Here is an 18,772-nt window from a genome sequence, read left to right as displayed (position 1 = left end):
TCAGCCCACCTCCGTGCGCACCACCGGGCCGCGGTTGCCCGCGCTGTGGCACAGCTCCTGCCAGACCTGACCCATCGGCGTGTTCGGTCGCGCCACGACCACGCCCCACCCGGCGGTGGCGAGCAGCTGCCGCGCGTCGTCCGCGCTCGGCGCCGGGTCCTCCGACGACGACGCCCACGCCGCCACGTCCAGCACCACCGCCAGGCTGCGCATCCCGCGCGGCCGGTTGCGCACCAGCGCGTCGACCGCCGCCGGTGTGCAGCCGCCCAGCACCGCGATGACCTCCTGACCCGCGCCGGGGTCGCCCACCGCCGGTTCGCGCCGGTGCGAGGGCTGGAGCGCGGCCAGCGCGTCGAGCACCACCGCGTCGCTGTACCCGGAGTCGCCCGGACCGCCCGCCAGCACCCGGCCGTCGTCGCCGACCAGGCGCACCTGGTGGCCGTACCGGTGCAGGTGCAGGCAGACGGACGCGGCGAACGACACCGCCCACTCCAGGCTCGCGCCGGGCCCGCCGCCGCGGTGCGCGGCCAGCCGGTGGTCCAGCAGCACGGTCGTGCCGCCGCGCCACGGCCGCTCCTCCACGCGCACCATCAGCTCGTCGCGCCGCGCGGTCGAGCGCCAGTGCACCTTCCGCAGGTCGTCGCCGTGCCGGTACGGGCGCACCACGGCGTCGTCCTCGCCCTGCCCGGCGCGCAGCCGGATCGAGCCGTCGTCGCCGGAGCCCATGCCGGAACCGCCGGGCAGCCCGTTGAGCGGCACCACCCGCGGCACCACGACCAGCCGGCTGCGACCGGCCATCTCCCGGTCGAACTCGGCCAGCCCGAACGGGTCGGTGATCCGCGCCAGCAGCGGCCCGACCTGCTGGACACCGCGCATGACCGGCTTGAGCTGGTAGCGCAGCGCGGTCACCGTGTTGCGCGGCAGCCGCTCCACCACGAACCGCGGGCGCGCGCCCAGCGCGTACGGCACCGCGTCCTCCAGCAGCAGGCCGCCCGTGGGCAGCCGGCCGGCGCTGCGCAGCTCGACCCGCACGTCCGCCGCCGAGCCCACCTGGACCCGGCTCGGGTGCAGCTGCCGGTTCGCGTGCAGGCCCACCCGGGCCCGCTGCGCCAGCCACGCCGCCAGCAGCGGCAGGGCCACCACGAAGACCGCCACGCGCAGCAGGTCGCGCTCGTTGAGCACGATCGCGCAGAGGCCGGCCGCGAACCCGGCCGCGAGCAGGCACCGGCCCCTGGTGGTCAGGCCGGACAGGGCGCCCCGCACGTCAGCGGTGGTTCGGGTTGACGTGGTTGAGGAACTGGCCCGCCGGGTCCAGCGCCGCGGTCGGCACCGGCACCCGCTGGACCAGGTTGCGCACCAGGTCGGCGGGCGACCGGCGGGCCGCGGACGCCTCCGCGGTCAGCACCAGCCGGTGGGCCAGCACCGGCACGGCCACCGCGTGCACGTCGTCGGGCACCACGAAGTCGCGCCCGGCCAGCGCCGCCTGCGCCCGCGCGGCCCGCACCAGCTGCAGCGTCGACCGCGGCGACGCGCCCAGCCGCAGCTCCGGCAGCCGCCGGGTGGCGCCGACCAGCTCGACGGCGTACCGGCGGACCTCGGGGGACAGGTGCACCCGCCGCACCGCGTGGACCAGCTTGCGCACCTGCTCGCCGTCGGACACCGGGCGCAGCTCGGCCAGCGGGTCGTGGCCCGCGTGCTCGTCCACCATGGCCAGCTCGGCCTGCGGGTCCGGGTAGCCGATGGACACGCGGGCGGTGAACCGGTCGCGCTGCGCCTCGGGCAGGGCGTAGGTGCCCTCCATCTCGATCGGGTTCTGCGTGGCGATCACCATGAACGGCGAGCCGAGCGGGTAGGTCTGCCCGTCGACCGTGACCTGGTGCTCCTCCATGCACTCCAGCAGCGCGGACTGGGTCTTCGGCGAGGCGCGGTTGATCTCGTCGCCCACCACGATGTTGGCGAACACCGGGCCGGGGCGGAACTCGAAGTCGTTGTCCTGCCGGTTGTAGATCGACACACCGGTGATGTCGCTGGGCAGCAGGTCGGGCGTGAACTGGATGCGGCTGACCGTGCAGTCGATCGACCGGGCCAGCGCCTTGGCCAGCGACGTCTTGCCCACGCCGGGCACGTCCTCGACCAGCAGGTGGCCCTCGGCCAGCAGGGTGACCAGCGCGACCCGCACCACGTCGGGCTTGCCGACGATCACCTTCTCCACGTTCGCGGCGATCCGCCCGACCACCGCGTGCAGCTCGGCGAGCACCTCGTCGGTCCTGACCTGCTGCCCCTGCTGGGGGTGGGCGGCACCGGGCGCGTGCACGTTGTTCACGTGGTTCGCCGGTCCGCCGCCGCCCCCGTAGGAGTGCTCGGGCAGGGCGGCTGGCTGGGTACTCGGAGTCACTCGACCTCCTGGAGCAGGGCGCGGCCCTCCCGCGACCGGTTCGCGGTGGCGGTGAGCGTTTCACGCAGTGTGTCAAACCGGGGCGAAGCGCCCCACACCGATTGAACAGTTTCGCGCTGCCGGTTTCCACGAATGCTGCGGATACCCGGTCCACCGGCGGCTCTATCACGTTCCGCCACCGACTCGACACGATCCGGCCGCCGAGGCCGCCGCTATTCCCCGCCACCCGTCACGACCCGGCCGACGGCTCCCGCCGCCCGCCACGACCCGGCCGCCGCGACACCCGCCCGGACTGCCCTCCGCCGCCGGCCCGGCTACCGTCCCACCGTCGCCTCGCCGCCGCCCCACCACCTTCCACCACCGCCCCGCCACGATCCCCCACCCGAGTCCCCGAAGACGCTGTTTTGCCCGATTTCGTTGGGCTGTTCGGGTGGATTTCGGCCCGGTTCGGCTCACTCGGCGAGGTGGTGCCGGTCAACTTCCCCCACCGCCCTCCACCGCCGCCATCTTCGCTCTACCTGCGGAAACGTCGAGCGGCGGGTCGATCAACCACCCGGTTCAGCGTTGACTGTGGTGAAAAGTGGGGTACTGTGGCGGCCGGTGGGGCAGACGGGGGCCCCGCCGCCGGTTCGGACATGCGTTCCGGCACCGGGAGGTGGGTCGCCGTGTTCCTGGGCACGCACCACCCGAGGCTGGACGACAAGGGCCGGCTGACGCTGCCTGCCAAGTACCGGGACGCGCTAGCGGGGGGTCTGATGGTCACCAAGGGCCAGGACCACTGCCTCTACGTGTTCCCCCGGGCCGAGTTCGAGCAGATGGCGCGCAAGGTGGCGGAGGCTCCGTTCACCAACGAGGCGGTCCGCGCCTACCAGCGCTACCTGTTCTCCGGGACCGACGAGCAGCGGCCGGACGGCCAGGGCCGGGTCCTGATCGCCCCGGAGCTGCGCCGGTACGCGGGGCTGACCAAGGAGTGCGTGGTCATCGGCGCGATCAACCGGCTGGAGATCTGGGACGCCCAGGCATGGCAGCGCTACATGGACGAGCACGAGCAGCGGTACGCGGAGACGCGCGAGGAGGTGTTCCCGGGGCTGTTCTAGCCCGGTTGCGGGTTCAGCCCGGCTGTGGTTTCAGCACGGTCGTTCGTTCGAGGTTTCGGGTGCCGTTTGGCCTCGGTCCGCTCGGCTTTCGGCCCTGGCGCACCTTCCCCGGCGCCAGGTCCGACGGGCGGGCGGGGACCTGACTGCACCCGAATTTTCGTCTTGGCTTGACGTGAGGAGGGGGACCGATCCAGGGAGGGTTCGTGGTGGAGCGGGCGCGGCACGTGCCTGTGCTGCTCGACCGCGTCCTCGACCTGCTGGCCCCCGCGCTGGCCGACCGGGACGCGCTGTTCGTCGACTGCACGCTCGGCCTGGGCGGGCACTCCGAGGCGGTCCTGCGCGCCCACCCGCGGGTGCGGCTGATCGGCCTGGACCGCGACCCGCAGGCCATCGAGCTGTCCAGGCGGCGGCTGGCGCCCTTCGGCGACCGGGTGACGTTCGTGCAGACCACCTACGACGGCATCGCCGAGGCGGTCGGCGGCGCCAGGGTCGACGGCATCCTGATGGACCTCGGCGTGTCCTCCCTCCAGCTCGACGCGCAGGAGCGCGGGTTCGCCTACGCCAAGGACGCGCCGCTGGACATGCGGATGAGCGCGGGCACCGGGCCGACCGCGGCCGACGTGCTCAACACCTACTCCGCCGACGACCTGGCCCGGATCCTGCGCGACTACGGCGAGGAGCGGTTCGCCCGCAAGATCGCCTCGGCCGTGGTGCGGGAGCGGGCGCGCGAGCCGTTCACCACCAGCGGGCGGCTGGTCGAGCTGCTGTACGCGGTGGTGCCCGCGGCGACCCGGCGCACCGGCGGCCACCCGGCCAAGCGGACGTTCCAGGCGCTGCGCATCGAGGTCAACGAGGAGCTGGAGTCGCTGCGGCGCGCGCTGCCCGCGGCGCTGTCGGTGCTGGCCGTCGGCGGCCGCATCGTGGTGGAGTCCTACCAGTCCCTGGAGGACCGGATGGTCAAGCGCGCGTTCGCCGCGCTGGCCGCCTCGAGGACACCCCAGGACCTGCCGGTCGAGCTGCCCGGTCACGGACCGGAGCTGCGGCTGGTGACGCGCGGCGCCGAGCAGGCGACCGAGCGGGAGGTCGAGGAGAACCCCAGGTCCGCCCCGGTCCGGCTGCGGGCGGCGGAACGCATCCGGGAGGCGACGTGACCGCGCCGGCACGAACCGGCGGCGGCGCGTCGCCGAAGCCGGGCAGGTCCGCGAAGCCGCGGGAACGCGCGCTGCGCGCGGTGCCGCCGGAGCGGCGCCGCTCGGCGGCCGTCGAGCGGGCCTACGCGCGGCGGGCGCAGCGCACCTCGCCCCGGCGCGGGCCGGCGGTGACGCGGCAGTCCGCGCCCGCGCCCAAGGCGCCGTTCGTGGTGATGGTGATGGTCGTGCTCGGCGTGGGCATCGCGGCGATCATGTGGCTGTCCACCCAGGCGACCGCGGACTCCTACCGGCTCCAGGACGCGCGGGCCGAGGAGACCAGGCTGGCGCGGCAGGTCGAGCAGCTGCGGCGCGAGGTGGCCATGGCGGAGTCGCCGCTGGAGCTGGCCGCGGCCGCGGCGAAGCTCGGGATGCTGCCCGCCGGCGACCCGGCGTGGCTGCGCCAACTGCCGGACGGCACGGTGGAGGTGCACGGCACGCCGTCGGCGGTCGAGCCGCCCCCGCCGCCCAGCACCTCGTCCGCGCCGCCCACCACGACCGCGGCGCAGCAGACGACCACCCCGCCCGCGTCGGGCCAGCAGCCCACTTCGGGGCAGCCGCCCGCCTCGGGGCAGCAGACGGAGCAGTCGGTACCAGGAGGTCAGTGATGCCGGGGCCCAGCCGGGGCAGACCCGCACGACGCCCGTTGTCCGTGCGCGGTGCGGCACCCAAGCGGCGGGGCAACAGCCGGGTGCGCCTGGCGGTCGGCCGGCTGCTGCTGGTCGGCGCGCTGCTCGCGGCGGGCGTGAAGCTGGTGCAGGTGCAGGGCTTCCAGGCCGAGGCGCTGTCCGCGCAGGCCGAGCAGCAGCGCGCCACGCCCATCGACATCCCGGCCGAGCGCGGCTCGATCCTGGACCGCAACGGCAACCAGCTCGCGTTCAGCGTCGAGGCGCGCGCCCTGTACGCCGTGCCGCGGATCATGCGCTCGAACTGGGCCAAGGCGATGGAGGACAACCCGAAGATCGGCAGCTTCGAGCAGCGCATCGCCGACATCGCCGCGTTCGTCGAGCAGACGCTGGGCAAGGAGGTCGGCGGTCAGAAGACCGACCGCGACACCGTCTTCGCCAAGCTGTCCCGCGACACCACCTACGTGGAGCTGGTGGACAACGTCGAGCCCGCCAAGGCCGCGGTCATCACCGACAAGTACGACGACATCGGCTCGGAGTACCGGGCGGTGCGCGTGTACCCCAACGGCGACCTGGCGTCGAACATCATCGGCGCGGCGAACTGGCGCAAGAACGAGGAGCCGCCCGCCACGCACGGCCTGATGGGGTTGGAGAACTCGCAGGACAACCTGCTGGCCGGCAAGAACGGGCGGCGCATCGTCGACACCATGCAGGGCAACGACGACGTGGTCATCCCCGGCCCGGACCGCTCGCGCGAGCTGGCCGCGGCCACGCCCGGCAAGAGCCTGGAGCTGACGCTGGACGTGGACACGCAGTACGCGTTGCAGCGCATGGTCACCCGGTACACGCAGGACACGGGCGCGCGCACCGGTTCCGCGGTGGTGCTGGACAGCCGGACCGGCGAGGTCCTGGCGATGGCCAACGACAAGACGTTCGACCCGAACGACTTCGGCAAGGCCACCGAGGAGCAGATGCGGAACGTCGCGGTCTCGTCGGTGTTCGAGCCCGGGTCGGTGAACAAGGTGGTGACCGCGGCGGCGGCCATCGAGGACGGGATCTACCAGCCGGACAGCGTGCTCCAGGTCGACGACCGGATCAAGGTCGCGGACCGGTTGATCAAGGACGCCACCGAGCACGAGGTGCTGGACATGACCTTCACCGGCGTGTTCGCCAAGTCGTCCAACGTCGGCACCCTGATGACCGCCCAGCAGGTGGGGCCGGACCGGTTCTCGGACATGCTGCGCAAGTTCGGCCTGGGCAAGCGCACGCAGTCGGGGCTGCCCGGCGAGGAGCCCGGCTACGTGCCGCCGCGCAACCAGTGGTCCGGCTCGACGTTCGGCAACCTGCCGATCGGCCAGGGCCTGAGCATGACGCTGTTGCAGATGACCGGCATGTACCAGGCCATCGCCAACGACGGCGTGCGCATCCCGCCGAGGGTCATCCGGGCCGAGGTGTCGGCCGACGGCACCCGCAAGGAGACGCCGCGGCCGGAGAGCGTGCAGGTGGTCTCACCGCAGACGGCCAAGACCGTGCGCGACATGTTCCGGGCCGTGGTGCAGAAGGCGCCGCAGCAGCAGAGCGGGACGGGCTGGCAGGCCGCGCTGCCGGGCTACCAGGTCAGCGGCAAGACCGGCACGGCGCAGCAGGTCGACCCCAAGTGCAGCTGCTACTCCTACTCCGACCACTGGATCACCTTCGCGGGCATCTTCCCCGCCGACAACCCGCGCTTCGTGGTGGGCATCATGCTCGACCGCCCCACCAAGGGCGGCATGACCGCGGCCCCCCTCTTCCACGACATCGCCTCCTACCTGGCCCAACGCTTCCAGGTCCCCATGTCCGCCGACCAAACCCCCTTCACCCCCCTGATCCTCACCTCCAACTAACCCGCGCGAGTCCTCGAGCGTTATTCAGAAGTCATCGGCTCAGGCGGTAGTGCTCGAGGTTGGTGACGATGCGGATGATGGTGGGGAGTTCGGCCAGGCGGGCGCGGTAGCCGGTGGCGAGGATTTTCCAGTTCTTCAGGTGGGCGATGGCGCGTTCGACGGGCCACCGGTGCCGGGCGAGCAGGGTGTTCCATGCCTGGTCTGTGGGGGTGTGGCGGGTGTGGCCGGGGCGTTTGCGGCGTGGGGTGGTCACGCCGGTGCCCTGGTAGCCCAGATCGCCGATCACGACGGTGGTGGCCAGCAGGTCGGCCAGGCCGGAGAGGCGGTAGGCGCGGCTGTCGTGGGTGCGGCCGGGCAGGGGTGGGAGGACGGCGAGCAGTCGGCCTCGCCGGTCGGTCAGGACCTGGATCGAGAGTCCTTGTTTGCGGTGTTTGCCGTTGTGGTTGGGGTGCGGGCCGCGCCGTGGCGCGTCGGTGGGGTGCGGGTCGGGGTGGGCGCGTGTGCCGGTGGGGATCAGGGTGCCGTCGACCAGCACCGTGGTCAGGCGGGCCGGCAGGTCGGGCAGGCGCGGGGTGTGCAGACAGAGGACCTGGCCGATCAGGGGCGTGAAGCGACGGAAGATCCGGGAGACGGTGGGTTGGGAGACGCCGAACAGGTCGGCCGCGAGGGTCTGGGACAGGTTGTGGCGCAGCAGCACCAGCGTGAGCAGCACACAACGGTGCAGGCTGAGCGCGGGCGGTCGTCCCCGTCGCAGGTCGGGATCGGGGACGACCTGGCGGATCCGGGTGGTCAGCTCCCGCAGCTGGGCAGGGGACAGCCCGGTCGTAGAGTGGTAGCGCAACAGCCCTGTCCTGGTGGTCGTGCTTCTGTGAGAGGAAACCGACCCTATCCGGGCAGGGCTGTTGCGCTGTCAGCCCAGGCATCACCACCGGCCACCCCAGCCAGCAGTTCTGAATAACGCTCATGCGCTCAGACCCGGCGTGTCATGCATTCAGACCCGGCGTGTCATGCGCTCAGACCTCCCGAGTTCGACATTCAGCCCTGCGGCACGAACCGGCTGAACGTCGAACTCACCGGTACCGAGTGCACGACTCGCCCGGCTTGAGCGCATGACACGCGGGGGCTGGATGCATGACACGCGGGTGTTGAGTGCATGACTCGCGGGGTGGGGCGGGTCCGGAGTGGACGTGCCGGACGACCACTCTGCGTGCGCCGGTAGCCTTCCGCGCGTGCCTGCCAAGCTAGAGGGCAAGGTCGCGACCGCCCCGCCTCGCCCTTCCCGCACCCACCCCGTTGCCGTGGCCGAGCTCGCCGCGGCCGTCGGCGCCCACCTGACCGCTCCCGACCGGGCGCACGTCCAGGTCACCGGCGCCACGCTGCGCGCCCAGCACGTGCGCGCGGGCGACCTGTTCGCCGCCCTGCCCGGGACCCGGGCGCACGGCGCCGACTTCGCCGACCAGGCCGTGGCGGGCGGTGCGGTCGCGGTGCTGACCGACGCGGCCGGCGCGGCCAAGGTGCGCGACGTGCCGGTGCTGGTGCACCCCGACCCGCGCGCGGTGCTGGGGGTGCTGGCCTCGCGCGTCTACGGCGACCCGTCCGCGCGGCTGGACGTCTGGGGCGTGACCGGCACGTCCGGCAAGACCACCACCACCTACATGATCGAGTCGGCGCTGCGGGCCGCCGGTCGCGCCACCGGCCTGATCGGCACGGTCGAGACCCGCATCGGCACCGACCGGCTCGACAGCGCGCTCACCACGCCCGAGGCGCCCGACCTCCAGGCCCTGCTGGCCGTCATGCACGAGCGCGGCACCACCGACGTCACCATGGAGGTCTCCAGCCACGCCCTGGGCCTCGGGCGCGTCGGCGGCGTCGGCTTCGCGGTCGGCGCGTTCACCAACCTCTCCCAGGACCACCTGGACTTCCACCCGGACATGGAGGACTACTTCCAGACCAAGGCCCGCCTGTTCGACGGCCGGGCCCGGCTGGAGGTGGTGTGCGTCGACGGCGAGTGGGGGCCGCGGCTGGTCAAGGACAGCACCGTCACGGTCGCCACCACCCGCGACGCCGACTGGACCGCGTCGGACCCCACCGTCACCGCCACCGGCGAGCAGTCCTTCACCGCGCACGGCCCCGGCGGCGCCCGGCTCGACGTCGAACTGGGCCTGCCCGGCGACTTCAACGTGGCCAACGCCCTGCTGGCCATCGCCTGCCTGCACGCCAGGGGCGTCCCGCTCGACGCCGTCCGCACCGGCCTGCGCGAGGTCCGGGTGCCGGGCCGGATGCAGCGCGTGGACGAGGGCCAGGACTTCACCGCCGTGGTCGACTACTCCCACAAGCCCGCCGCCGTCGCGCTGGCGCTCCGGGCCGTGCGGGCCCGCGCCACCGGCCGCGTCATCACCGTGCTGGGCTGCGGCGGCGACCGCGACACCGCCAAGCGCCCGCTGATGGGCCAAGAGGCCGCCCGGCGCAGCGACGTGCTGGTCGTGACCGACGACAACCCCCGCAGCGAGGACCCAGCGGCGATCCGGGAGGCCATGGTGCGCGGCGCCCTGGACGTCCCCGCCGACCAGCGGGGCGAGGTCGTCGAGATCGGCGACCGCCGCCGCGCCATCGAGCACGCCGTGTCCCTCGCGCGCCCCGGCGACGTGGTCGTCGTCGCGGGCAAGGGCCACGAGACCGGCCAGGAGGTCGCGGGTGTGGTCCACCCGTTCTCCGACGTCGAGGCACTGACCACCGCCATCCGGGGAGTTCTCCAGTGATCCCGCTGAGCCTGGCCGAGATCGCCGAGGTCGTCGGCGGCACCCTGCACAACGCCACCGGCGACGAGGTGGTGACCGGCTCCGTCGAGTTCGACACCCGCGAGGTCACCGAGGGCGGGCTGTTCCTGGCCCTGCCCGGCGAACGGGTCGACGGCCACGACTTCGCCGCCCAGGCCGTGGCACGGGGCGCGGCCGGCGTGCTCGCGGGCCGCCCCGTCGACGCGCCCGCCGTCATCGCGCCGCCGGTCACCGCTGCCGGCGGCAACGCCTACGTGCTGTCCGGCGACACCGACGGCGCGGGCGCGGCCGTGCTCGCCGCCCTGGCCAGGCTGGCCCGCCACGTCACCGACCGGCTCGCCGCGCAGACCGGGCTGACCGTCGTCGGCGTGACCGGCTCGTCCGGCAAGACCTCCACCAAGGACCTCATCGCGCAGGTGCTGGCCCCGCTGGGCCCGACCATCGCGCCGCCCGGGTCGTTCAACAACGAGCTGGGGCACCCGTGGACCGCGCTGCGCGCCACCGCGGACACCCGCTTCCTGGTGCTGGAGCTGAGCGCCCGCGGCCGCGGGCACATCGCCGCGCTGTGCCGGGTCGCCCCGCCGCGCGTCGGCGCCGTGCTCAACGTCGGCAGCGCCCACGTCGGCGAGTTCGGCTCCCGCGAGGGCATCGCGCAGGCCAAGGGCGAGCTGGTCGAGGCCCTGCCCGCCGACGGCGTGGCCGTGCTCAACGCCGACGACCCGCTGGTGGCCGGCATGGCCGGGCGCACCCGGGCCCGGGTCGTCCTGGTCGGCGAGAGCCCGAACGCGGCCGTGCGCGCCACCGACATCGCCCTCGACGAGCAGGCCCGCGCCTCGTTCACGCTGGTCGCGCCGCAGGGGCAGGCCCGCGTCCGGCTCGCCGTGCACGGCGCGCACCAGGTCGGCAACGCCCTGACCGCCGCCGCGATCGCGCTGGAGCTGGGCGCCACCCCGGAGCAGGTGGCCGAGGCCCTCGGCCGGGCGGAGCGGGTCTCCGCGCATCGCATGGCGGTCTCCGAACGTCCTGACGGCGTGACGGTCATCAACGACGCGTACAACGCCAACCCCGAATCGGTGCGCGCGGCGCTGAAGTCGCTGGCCACCATCTCCCGCGCCACCACCCCGGCGCGCCGCAGCTGGGCCGTGCTGGGCCCGATGGCCGAGCTGGGCGCGGACGCGGTCCGCGCGCACGACGAGATCGGCAGGCTCGCGGTCCGCCTGGACATCAACAAGCTGGTCGTGGTCGGCGACGACGCCCGCGCGATGCACCAGGGCGCGCACCTGGAAGGATCATGGGGCGAAGAAGCGATTCTGGTGCCGGACGTGGCGGCGGCCGCGGAGCTGCTGCGCGCCGAGGTGCGACCGGGTGACGTCGTGCTGGTGAAGGCATCCAACTCATACGGCCTGTGGCGGGTTGCCGAGGCCCTCCTGGAGGCGGTCAGCAAGTGAAGAGCATCCTCATCGCGGCGGCCATCGCGCTGATCGCGTCGATCATGCTGACGCCGTACCTGATCAAGATCTTCTCCCGCCAGGGCTTCGGCCAGGAGATCCGCGAGGAGGGCCCGCAGCACCACAAGACCAAGCGCGGCACGCCCACCATGGGCGGCGTGGCCATCCTGGTCGCGATGTGGGCCGGCTACCTCGGCGCGCACCTGGTCAACTCGATGTCGGCGTCCGCGCAGGACCAGACGCCCAGCGCGTCCGGCCTGCTGGTGCTGATGCTGACCACCTCGCTGGGCGTGGTCGGCTTCCTCGACGACTTCATCAAGATCCGCAAGCAGCGCAACCTGGGGCTGAACAAGACCGCGAAGCTGGTCGGCCAGTTCATCGCCACCATCATCTTCGCGGTCCTGGTCATCCAGTTCCCGAACAAGGACGGCATCACCCCCGCCTCGGTGAGCCTGTCGTTCGTGCGCGACATCGCCGTGGTGTCCTTCGGCATCGTCGGCTTCGTGGTGTTCTGCTACGCCGCGATCAGCGCCTGGTCCAACGCGGTCAACCTGACCGACGGCCTGGACGGCCTGGCCGGCGGCACGTCGGCGATGGTGCTGGGCACCTACGTGGTGATCAGCTTCTGGCAGTTCCGCTACAACTGCTCGAACCTGCTGGTGGCGGGCTGCTACGACGTGCGCGACCCGCTGGACCTGGCGCTGGTGGCCGCCGCCGCGATGGCCGGCTGCATCGGCTTCCTGTGGTGGAACGCCGCGCCCGCCAAGATCTTCATGGGCGACACGGGCTCGCTCGCGCTGGGCGGCCTGGTCGCCGGCCTGTCCATCACCACCCGCACCGAGCTGCTGATGGTCGTCATCGGCGGCCTGTTCGTGGTCGAGGCGCTGTCGGTGGTGCTCCAGGTCGCGGTGTTCCGCACGTCCCGGCGCCGGTTGTTCCGCATGGCGCCGTTCCACCACCACTTCGAGCTCGCCGGGTGGGCGGAAACCACGGTGATCATCCGGTTCTGGCTGCTCGCGGCCATGTGCTGCATGCTCGGCCTCGGCCTGTTCTACAGCGAGTGGCTGACCGCGGTCGGGAGCTGACGCATGGGTTTCCTCGCTGGGCGCCGCGTCCTCGTCGCGGGCGCGGGCGTCACCGGCCGGTCGGTGGTGGAGGCGCTGCTGGCGGCCGACGCCTCGTCGGTCACCGTCACCGACTCCTCCGCCGACCGCCTCGACGCCCTGGAGCAGCTCACGCCCGGCGTCACCGTGGCGCCGGGCCTGGTCGGGCCGCCCGCGGGCACCGACCTGGTGGTGACCAGCCCGGGCTGGCGGCCGGACAACCCGCTGCTGGCCGCCTCGGCCGCGGCCGGCGTGGAGGTGATCGGCGAGGTCGAGCTGGCCTGGCGGATGGGCCTGGAGCTGGCCGACCCGCCCGCGTGGCTCGCGGTGACCGGCACCAACGGCAAGACCACCACGGTCGGCATGCTGGAGTCGGTGCTGCGCGCGGCCGGCATCGACGCGGTGGCCTGCGGCAACGTCGGCCTGCCCGTGGTGGACGCGCTGCTGGCGGGCCGCCGGGTGCTGGCGGTCGAGCTGTCGAGCTTCCAGCTGTACTGGTCGCCGTCCGTGCGGCCGTTCGCGGGCGTGCTGCTCAACCTCGCCGAGGACCACCTGGACTGGCACGGCGGGTTCGCGGCCTACGCCGCGGCCAAGGCGGGCGTGCTCACCGGCGAGGTCGCCATCGGCGGCGTGGACGACCCGGTGGTGGCGGACCTGCTGGCGGCGGCCCCGGCGAGGACCCGCGTCGGCTTCACCCTCGGTGACCCCGCCGAGGGCCAGCTGGGCGTGCGCGGCGGGAAGCTGGTCGACCGGGCGTTCGGCGACGGCGCGGTGCTGCTCGACGCGGCCGAGGTCCGGCCCGCCGGGCCGCTCGGCGTGGCCGACGCGCTGGCCGCCGCCGCCCTCGCGCGGGCCCACGGCGTGGCCGCCGAGGCGGTCGCCGCCGGCCTGCGCGCCTTCCGGCCCGGCGCCCACCGCGCCGAGCTGGTCGCCGAGGCGGGCGGCATCACCTACGTCAACGACTCCAAGGCCACCAACCCGCACGCCGCCGAGGCGTCGCTGCGCGCCCACGACAGCGTGGTGTGGATCGCGGGCGGGCTGCTCAAGGGCGCGTCCGTGGACGAGCTGGTGCGCGCGCAGGCGCACCGGCTGCGCGGCGCGGTGCTGATCGGCGCCGACCGCGAGGCCATCGCCACCGCGCTGCACCGGCACGCGCCGGCCGTGCCGGTGGCCGTGCTCGACGGCGCGACCATGGCCGACGCGGTGCGCGCGGCCCGGTCCATGGCGCGACCCGGCGACGCGGTGCTGCTCGCCCCCGCGGCGGCCTCGATGGACATGTTCAGCGACTACGCCCACCGCGGCCAGGCGTTCGCCGAGGCCGTCCGAACACTGGTGAACCCGGGGTAGGTGCCGCCGGGATCACGTGCGCATCGCGCGACACGCGGCGGATTTTCGGGTTCTCCACCGGCAGGCGGGAGACGATGGGCGCATGACTGCGGTGGAACGGGCTCCGGTGGAGCGGCCGGCGCGTCCGCCCCGGCCGCGGCGGGCCGTGGCGGTGCGCACCTCGTTGACCGCGTGGCTCGGGCGGCCGCTGGCGGACTTCCACCTGCTGCTGGCGATCTTCGGCATGCTCACCGCGATCGGCCTGATCATGGTGCTGTCGGCGTCCGCGCCCGACGCGGTGGCGGTCGGCGAGTCGGCGTACAGCGTGTTCAAGAAGCAGCTGCTGTACGTGGGCGTCGGCGCGGTGATCTTCCTGGTCGTGCTGCGCATCCCGCTGCGGACGGTCCGGCACGTCAGCACCACGGCCATGCTCGTCTGCCTGATCATGCTCGGCCTGGTGCTGACCCCGCTGGGCACGTCCCACTACGGCGCGCAGTCGTGGTTCACCGTCGGGTCCATCTCGCTCCAGCCGATCGAACCGGCCAAGCTGGCGCTCGCGCTGTGGGGCGCGCACGTGCTGGTCACCAAGCGCGCGCTGCTCAACCAGTACCGGCACCTGCTGGTGCCGGTGGTGCCGGTGGCGCTGCTGCTGTTCGCGCTGGTCATGCTGCAACCCGACCTCACCGGCACGATCACCCTGGGCGTGGTGCTGCTCAGCCTGCTGTGGTTCGTGGGCGCGCCGATGCGGCTGTTCGGCGTGATCATCACCGGCGCGGTGACCGCGGCGGCGGTGTTCGCCATCACCGCGGCCTACCGGATGGACCGCCTGCGGTCGTTCCTCAACCCGGAGGAGGACCCGACCGGCTCCGGCCTCCAGTCGCTCCAGGCGCTGTACGCGCTGGCCGAGGGCGGGTTCTTCGGCAAGGGCCTGACCAACGGCAGCTCCAAGTGGCGCTACCTGCCCAACGTGCACAGCGACTTCATCTTCGCCGTGATCGGCGAGGAGCTGGGCTTCATCGGCTGCCTGGTGGTGCTGGGGCTGTTCGCGCTGCTGGCCGTGGTCGGCCTGCGGATCGCCGCGCGCAACACCGACCCGTGGATCCGCATGGTGGCCGCGACGCTGACGGTGTGGCTGGTCGCGCAGGCCGCGATCAACATCGGCTACGTGGTCCGGCTGCTGCCGGTCACCGGCATCACGCTGCCGATGATCTCCTCCGGCGGCACGTCGGTGGTGACGACCATGGTGGTGTTCGCCATCCTGGCCAGCTGCGCCCGCCACGAGCCGGAGGCGGTGTCCGCGCTGCGCTCGCTGGGCCCCGGCCGGGTCGGCGGCGTGCTCAAGCTGCCCGCGCCCGAGGCGTACAAGCCGCCGCCCCGCAGGCGGCCGTCCCGGCCCTCGCCGCCGCCGCGCGGGCGCAAGGCCGCACCGCCGCCGGTGGACGAAAGGCGGATGGCCGGCCGTCACGCTCCGCCGTCGGAGTACCGTCGTCGCGAATCCCGCAAGGCCGGCCAGGACCGCGACGTGCGGTCCCGGCGCCGTGACGGGCGATAGCGCCAAAGCCATTCCCAGACGGTTCTCGACGCGAGGAGGAAGTGCGTGACCGGGGTTCCCCAGCAGGCCGGACCGTGCGTGGTGGTCGCCGGAGGCGGCACCGCCGGGCACATCGAGCCCGCCTTGGCCCTGGCCGACGCGGTGATGCGGCTGCGGCCCGACGCGCGCGTGGTCGCGCTGGGCACGGAGCGCGGCCTGGAGACCAGGCTCGTGCCCGCCCGCGGCTACCCGCTGGAGCTGATCCCGCCCGTGCCGATGCCGCGCAAGCCGACGCCCGACCTGCTCAAGCTGCCGCTGCGGGTGCGCGGCGCGGTCAAGCAGACCCGGGACGTGCTCGACCGCGTCGGCGCGGACGTGGTGGTCGGCTTCGGCGGCTACGTGGCGCTGCCCGCGTACCTCGCCGCGCGCGGCCGGGTGCCGATCGTGGTGCACGAGGCCAACGCCAAGGCCGGCCTGGCCAACAAGGTCGGCGGGAAGTTCGCCGCGCGCGTCGCGGCCGCCGTGCCCGACTCCGGCCTGACCGACGCGGAGATCATCGGCATCCCGCTGCGCCACTCGATCACCTCGCTCAACCGGGCGGCGCTGCGGCAGCAGGCCCGCGCCCACTTCGGCCTCCACCCGACCGCGCCGGTGCTGCTGGTGTTCGGCGGCTCGCAGGGCGCGCGGTCGATCAACAACGCGGTGTCCGCGGCGGCGCCCGCGTTCGCGCAGGCCGGGATCGGCGTGCTGCACGCGCACGGGCCGAAGAACACCGTGGCGGTGCAGTCGGTGCCGGGCGCGCCGCCGTACGTGCCCGTGCCCTACCTGGAGCGGATGGACCTGGCGTACGCGGCGGCGGACGCGGTGCTGTGCCGGTCGGGCGCGATGACCGTGGCCGAGGTGTCCGCGGTCGGCCTGCCCGCGGTGTTCGTGCCGCTGCCGATCGGCAACGGCGAGCAGGCGCTCAACGCGGGCCCGGTGGTGTCCGCCGGCGGTGCCGTGCTGGTGCCCGACGAGCAGCTGAGCCCGGAGTGGGTGGTCGACAACGTGGTGCCGCTGGTGGCCGACCGCAACCGGCTGGCCGCGATGACCGCGGCGACGCTGGGCACCGGGCACCGCGAGGCCGACGAGGTGCTGGCCCGCATCGTGCTGGACGTGATCCGGAAGTGACGGCCGGGGTGGGCGCGGGAAGATCGGGTTCGGCTTGGAGGGCGTGGTGAGCGACGTGTTGGAGCGGGTGCACCTGGTCGGCATCGGCGGCGCGGGCATGAGCGGCATCGCGCGCATCCTGCTCGCGCGCGGCGCGCAGGTGTCCGGCTCGGACGCCAAGGACTCCCGCACCGTGCTCGCGCTGCGGGCCCAGGGCGCGGCCGTCGCGGTCGGCCACGACGGCGCGAACCTCGACCAGCTCCCCGGCGGCCCCACCGCGGTCGTGGTGTCCACCGCGATCCGCGAGGACAACCCGGAGCTGGTCGCGGCGCGCGAGCGCGGGGTGACCGTGCTGCGCCGCGCCGAGGCGCTGGCCGCGCTGATGGTCGGCCACCGGGTCGCCTGCGTCGCGGGCACGCACGGCAAGACGTCGACCACCTCGATGCTCACCGTCGCGCTCCAGCACTGCCGGGTGGACCCGTCGTTCGCCATCGGCGGCGACCTCAACGAGTCCGGCGCCAACGCCCACCAGGGCACCGGCGGCGTCTTCGTCGCCGAGGCCGACGAGAGCGACGGGTCGTTCCTGTGCTTCTCGCCGTCGGTCGCGGTGGTGACCAACGTCGAGGCCGACCACCTGGACCACCACGGCACCGTCGAGGCGTACGTGGCGGTGTTCGACTCCTTCCTGCAGCGCATCGAGCCGGACGGCGTGCTGGTGGTGTGCGCGGACGACCCCGGCTCGGCGGCGCTGGCCGAGCGGGCCGCGAAGCTGGGCGTGCGGGTGCGGCCCTACGGCCGCGCGGCGACCGGCCCGGGCGCGGCCCGCGTGGTCGACTACCAGCCCGAGGGCGGCGGCGGCCTGGTGAAGGTCGAGCTGGCCGCGGGCGCCGAGGGCGGTGCCGACGGCGCGGTGCTGGAGGTCCGGGTCGCGGTGCCCGGCGAGCACATGGCGGGCAACGCGGTCGCCGCCCTGCTGGCCGCGCTGGAGCTGGGCGCGGACCCGGCGGGCGTGCTGGAGGGCCTGGCCGCGTTCGGCGGGGTGCGCAGGCGGTTCGAGTTCAAGGGCCGCGCGGCGGGCGTGCGGGTCTACGACGACTACGCCCACCACCCCACCGAGGTGGCCGCCCAGCTCACCGCCGCCCGGCCGGTGGCCGGCGAGGGCAGGCTGGTCGTGGTCTTCCAGCCGCACCTGTACTCGCGGACCCGGCTGTTCGCCGACGAGTTCGGCGCCGCGCTCGCCCTGGCCGACGAGGTGGTCGTGCTCGACGTCTACGGCGCGCGCGAGGACCCGCAGCCGGGCGTGACCGGCGCGCTGGTCGCCGAGCGGGTGCCGCTGGCCGAGGGCCGCGTGCACTACGAGCCGTCGTTCGACCGGGTGCCCGCGCTGGTCGCGGGCCTGGTCGGGGACGGCGACGTGGTGGTCACCATGGGGGCGGGCGACGTGACCGTGCTCGGCCCGGAGATCATCGGCGAGCTGGACCGCGCGTGAGCACGAGGACGGCGCGTCGTCGCCCGGCGGCCGCACCGCGGCGGCGGCCGGTGCGCCGCGCCCCGTCCCGGCGCACGGTGGTCCGCAGGCGGCTGGTCGCGATCCTCGTCATGACCGTCGTCACGGCGGTGGTGTGCGCGGTGTGGTTCACGCCCGTGCTCGGCGTCCGCGAGGTCGAGGTGCGCGGCGTGGTCGAGATGACCGAGGTGCAGGTCCTCGAAGCGGCCGCGATCGAGCCGGGCACCCCGCTGGTGCGGGTGGACACCGAGGCGGTGGCCGCGCGGGTGCGCGAGCTGCGCCGGGTGGCCGGGGTGCGGGTGGAGCGCGTGCTGCCCGGCTCGGTGCGGCTGACCGTGGACGAGCGCGACCCGGTCGGCGTGGTCCTCGCCGGCGACGGCGCGCACCTGGTGGACGCCACCGGCCGCGACTACGCCACGGTGGCGCAGCCGCCCGCCGGGCTGCCGGAGCTCAAGGCGTCCGGCGCCGCGCTGGACGCCGCTGTGGGCGTGGTCACGCAGCTGCCCGAAGCGCTGCGGCGCGAGGTGCTGGTCGTCACCGCCGGGTCGCCGTCGGGCGTGCGGCTGACCCTGAGCGCGGGCCGCGAGGTCCGCTGGGGCTCGGTGGCCGACAGCCCGCGCAAGGCCGCCGTGCTGGAGGTCCTGCTGACCCGCGAGGGCGAGGTGTTCGACGTCTCCAGCCCGGAGCTGCCGACCGTCTCGTGAAACCCGCCACAGCGCGGGACGCGGAAAGCGCGCGCGGGG

15 protein-coding genes are annotated in these 18,772 nt (G+C 74.0%); 12 read left to right on the top strand and 3 right to left on the bottom strand.

What is annotated here, in order from left to right; translation table 11 throughout:
• Both EKG83_RS38905 and EKG83_RS38900 read right to left on the bottom strand, forming a co-directional pair.
• Nucleotides 1-1,263 carry a DUF58 domain-containing protein gene (locus tag EKG83_RS38905; RefSeq protein ID WP_033435966.1) on the bottom strand — a complete coding sequence of 421 codons (1,263 nt, stop codon included), beginning with the start codon at nucleotides 1,261-1,263 and terminating at the stop codon, nucleotides 1-3.
• A gap of 1 nt (nucleotide 1,264) precedes the next feature.
• Nucleotides 1,265-2,395: an AAA family ATPase gene (locus EKG83_RS38900; RefSeq protein ID WP_063741586.1), complete on the bottom strand. Its 1,131-nt coding sequence runs from the start codon at nucleotides 2,393-2,395 to the stop codon at nucleotides 1,265-1,267.
• A gap of 665 nt (nucleotides 2,396-3,060) precedes the next feature.
• On the opposite strand from EKG83_RS38900, the gene mraZ reads away from it, so the two are divergent.
• The 4 genes from mraZ to EKG83_RS38880 all read left to right on the top strand — a co-directional run bounded on the left by mraZ (nucleotide 3,061) and on the right by EKG83_RS38880 (nucleotide 7,188).
• Complete coding sequence (gene mraZ / locus EKG83_RS38895; protein WP_033435967.1) at nucleotides 3,061-3,492, top strand: division/cell wall cluster transcriptional repressor MraZ; 432 nt, start codon at nucleotides 3,061-3,063, stop codon at nucleotides 3,490-3,492.
• A 203-nt stretch (nucleotides 3,493-3,695) separates the two neighbouring features.
• Nucleotides 3,696-4,643 carry a 16S rRNA (cytosine(1402)-N(4))-methyltransferase RsmH gene (gene rsmH / locus EKG83_RS38890; protein WP_033435968.1) on the top strand — a complete coding sequence of 316 codons (948 nt, stop codon included), beginning with the start codon at nucleotides 3,696-3,698 and terminating at the stop codon, nucleotides 4,641-4,643.
• Entirely contained in the window at nucleotides 4,640-5,287 is a 648-nt protein-coding gene (locus tag EKG83_RS38885; RefSeq protein WP_033435969.1) for a hypothetical protein, read from the top strand. The genes rsmH and EKG83_RS38885 overlap by 4 nt, the downstream gene beginning before the upstream one ends.
• On the top strand, nucleotides 5,287-7,188 hold the full coding sequence (locus tag EKG83_RS38880; protein WP_033435970.1) for a peptidoglycan D,D-transpeptidase FtsI family protein: 1,902 nt from the start codon (nucleotides 5,287-5,289) through the stop codon (nucleotides 7,186-7,188). Before EKG83_RS38885 ends, EKG83_RS38880 begins: the two co-directional genes overlap by 1 nt.
• 31 nt (nucleotides 7,189-7,219) lie before the next feature.
• Here the strand turns inward: EKG83_RS38880 and EKG83_RS38875 are convergent, their stop codons facing one another.
• On the bottom strand, nucleotides 7,220-8,029 hold the full coding sequence (locus EKG83_RS38875; RefSeq protein WP_084717238.1) for a transposase family protein: 810 nt from the start codon (nucleotides 8,027-8,029) through the stop codon (nucleotides 7,220-7,222).
• 388 nt (nucleotides 8,030-8,417) lie between these two features.
• Between EKG83_RS38875 and EKG83_RS38870 the strand changes: the two genes are divergently transcribed.
• From EKG83_RS38870 to EKG83_RS38835, 8 genes are all read left to right on the top strand, one after another.
• Entirely contained in the window at nucleotides 8,418-9,947 is a 1,530-nt protein-coding gene (locus tag EKG83_RS38870; RefSeq protein WP_033430723.1) for a UDP-N-acetylmuramoyl-L-alanyl-D-glutamate--2,6-diaminopimelate ligase, read from the top strand.
• Nucleotides 9,944-11,413, top strand: a complete 1,470-nt coding sequence (locus EKG83_RS38865; RefSeq protein ID WP_033430722.1) for a UDP-N-acetylmuramoyl-tripeptide--D-alanyl-D-alanine ligase — start codon at nucleotides 9,944-9,946, stop codon at nucleotides 11,411-11,413. Before EKG83_RS38870 ends, EKG83_RS38865 begins: the two co-directional genes overlap by 4 nt.
• Complete coding sequence (gene mraY, locus EKG83_RS38860; protein WP_033430721.1) at nucleotides 11,410-12,498, top strand: phospho-N-acetylmuramoyl-pentapeptide-transferase; 1,089 nt, start codon at nucleotides 11,410-11,412, stop codon at nucleotides 12,496-12,498. The genes EKG83_RS38865 and mraY overlap by 4 nt, the downstream gene beginning before the upstream one ends.
• A 3-nt stretch (nucleotides 12,499-12,501) precedes the next feature.
• Entirely contained in the window at nucleotides 12,502-13,863 is a 1,362-nt protein-coding gene (gene murD, locus EKG83_RS38855; RefSeq protein ID WP_033430720.1) for a UDP-N-acetylmuramoyl-L-alanine--D-glutamate ligase, read from the top strand.
• A gap of 82 nt (nucleotides 13,864-13,945) precedes the next feature.
• Nucleotides 13,946-15,394 carry a putative lipid II flippase FtsW gene (ftsW, locus tag EKG83_RS38850; RefSeq protein ID WP_033430719.1) on the top strand — a complete coding sequence of 483 codons (1,449 nt, stop codon included), beginning with the start codon at nucleotides 13,946-13,948 and terminating at the stop codon, nucleotides 15,392-15,394.
• A 45-nt stretch (nucleotides 15,395-15,439) separates the two neighbouring features.
• Nucleotides 15,440-16,543: an undecaprenyldiphospho-muramoylpentapeptide beta-N-acetylglucosaminyltransferase gene (murG, locus tag EKG83_RS38845; protein WP_033430718.1), complete on the top strand. Its 1,104-nt coding sequence runs from the start codon at nucleotides 15,440-15,442 to the stop codon at nucleotides 16,541-16,543.
• Nucleotides 16,544-16,589: 46 nt separating this feature from the next.
• A complete protein-coding gene (gene murC / locus EKG83_RS38840) occupies nucleotides 16,590-18,011 on the top strand; it encodes a UDP-N-acetylmuramate--L-alanine ligase (protein WP_051765586.1) in 1,422 nt (473 codons plus the stop codon).
• Nucleotides 18,008-18,733: a cell division protein FtsQ/DivIB gene (locus EKG83_RS38835; protein ID WP_033430716.1), complete on the top strand. Its 726-nt coding sequence runs from the start codon at nucleotides 18,008-18,010 to the stop codon at nucleotides 18,731-18,733. Before murC ends, EKG83_RS38835 begins: the two co-directional genes overlap by 4 nt.
• Nucleotides 18,734-18,772 lie beyond the last annotated feature (39 nt).

This window comes from Saccharothrix syringae, from assembly GCF_009498035.1.
Classification (GTDB): domain Bacteria; phylum Actinomycetota; class Actinomycetes; order Mycobacteriales; family Pseudonocardiaceae; genus Actinosynnema; species Actinosynnema syringae.
Note: the sequence above shows the minus strand (reverse complement) of the source record. Positions and strands in the feature narration are given on the sequence as shown.

What these genes read in the sequence shown, in the direction of transcription:
- EKG83_RS38880 (WP_033435970.1), top strand. Translation starts at nt 5,287, where the DNA reads ATGCCGGGGCCCAGCCGGGGCAGACCCGCACGACGCCCGTTGTCCGTG.
- murD (WP_033430720.1), top strand. Translation starts at nt 12,502, where the DNA reads ATGGGTTTCCTCGCTGGGCGCCGCGTCCTCGTCGCGGGCGCGGGCGTC.
- ftsW (WP_033430719.1), top strand. Translation starts at nt 13,946, where the DNA reads ATGACTGCGGTGGAACGGGCTCCGGTGGAGCGGCCGGCGCGTCCGCCC.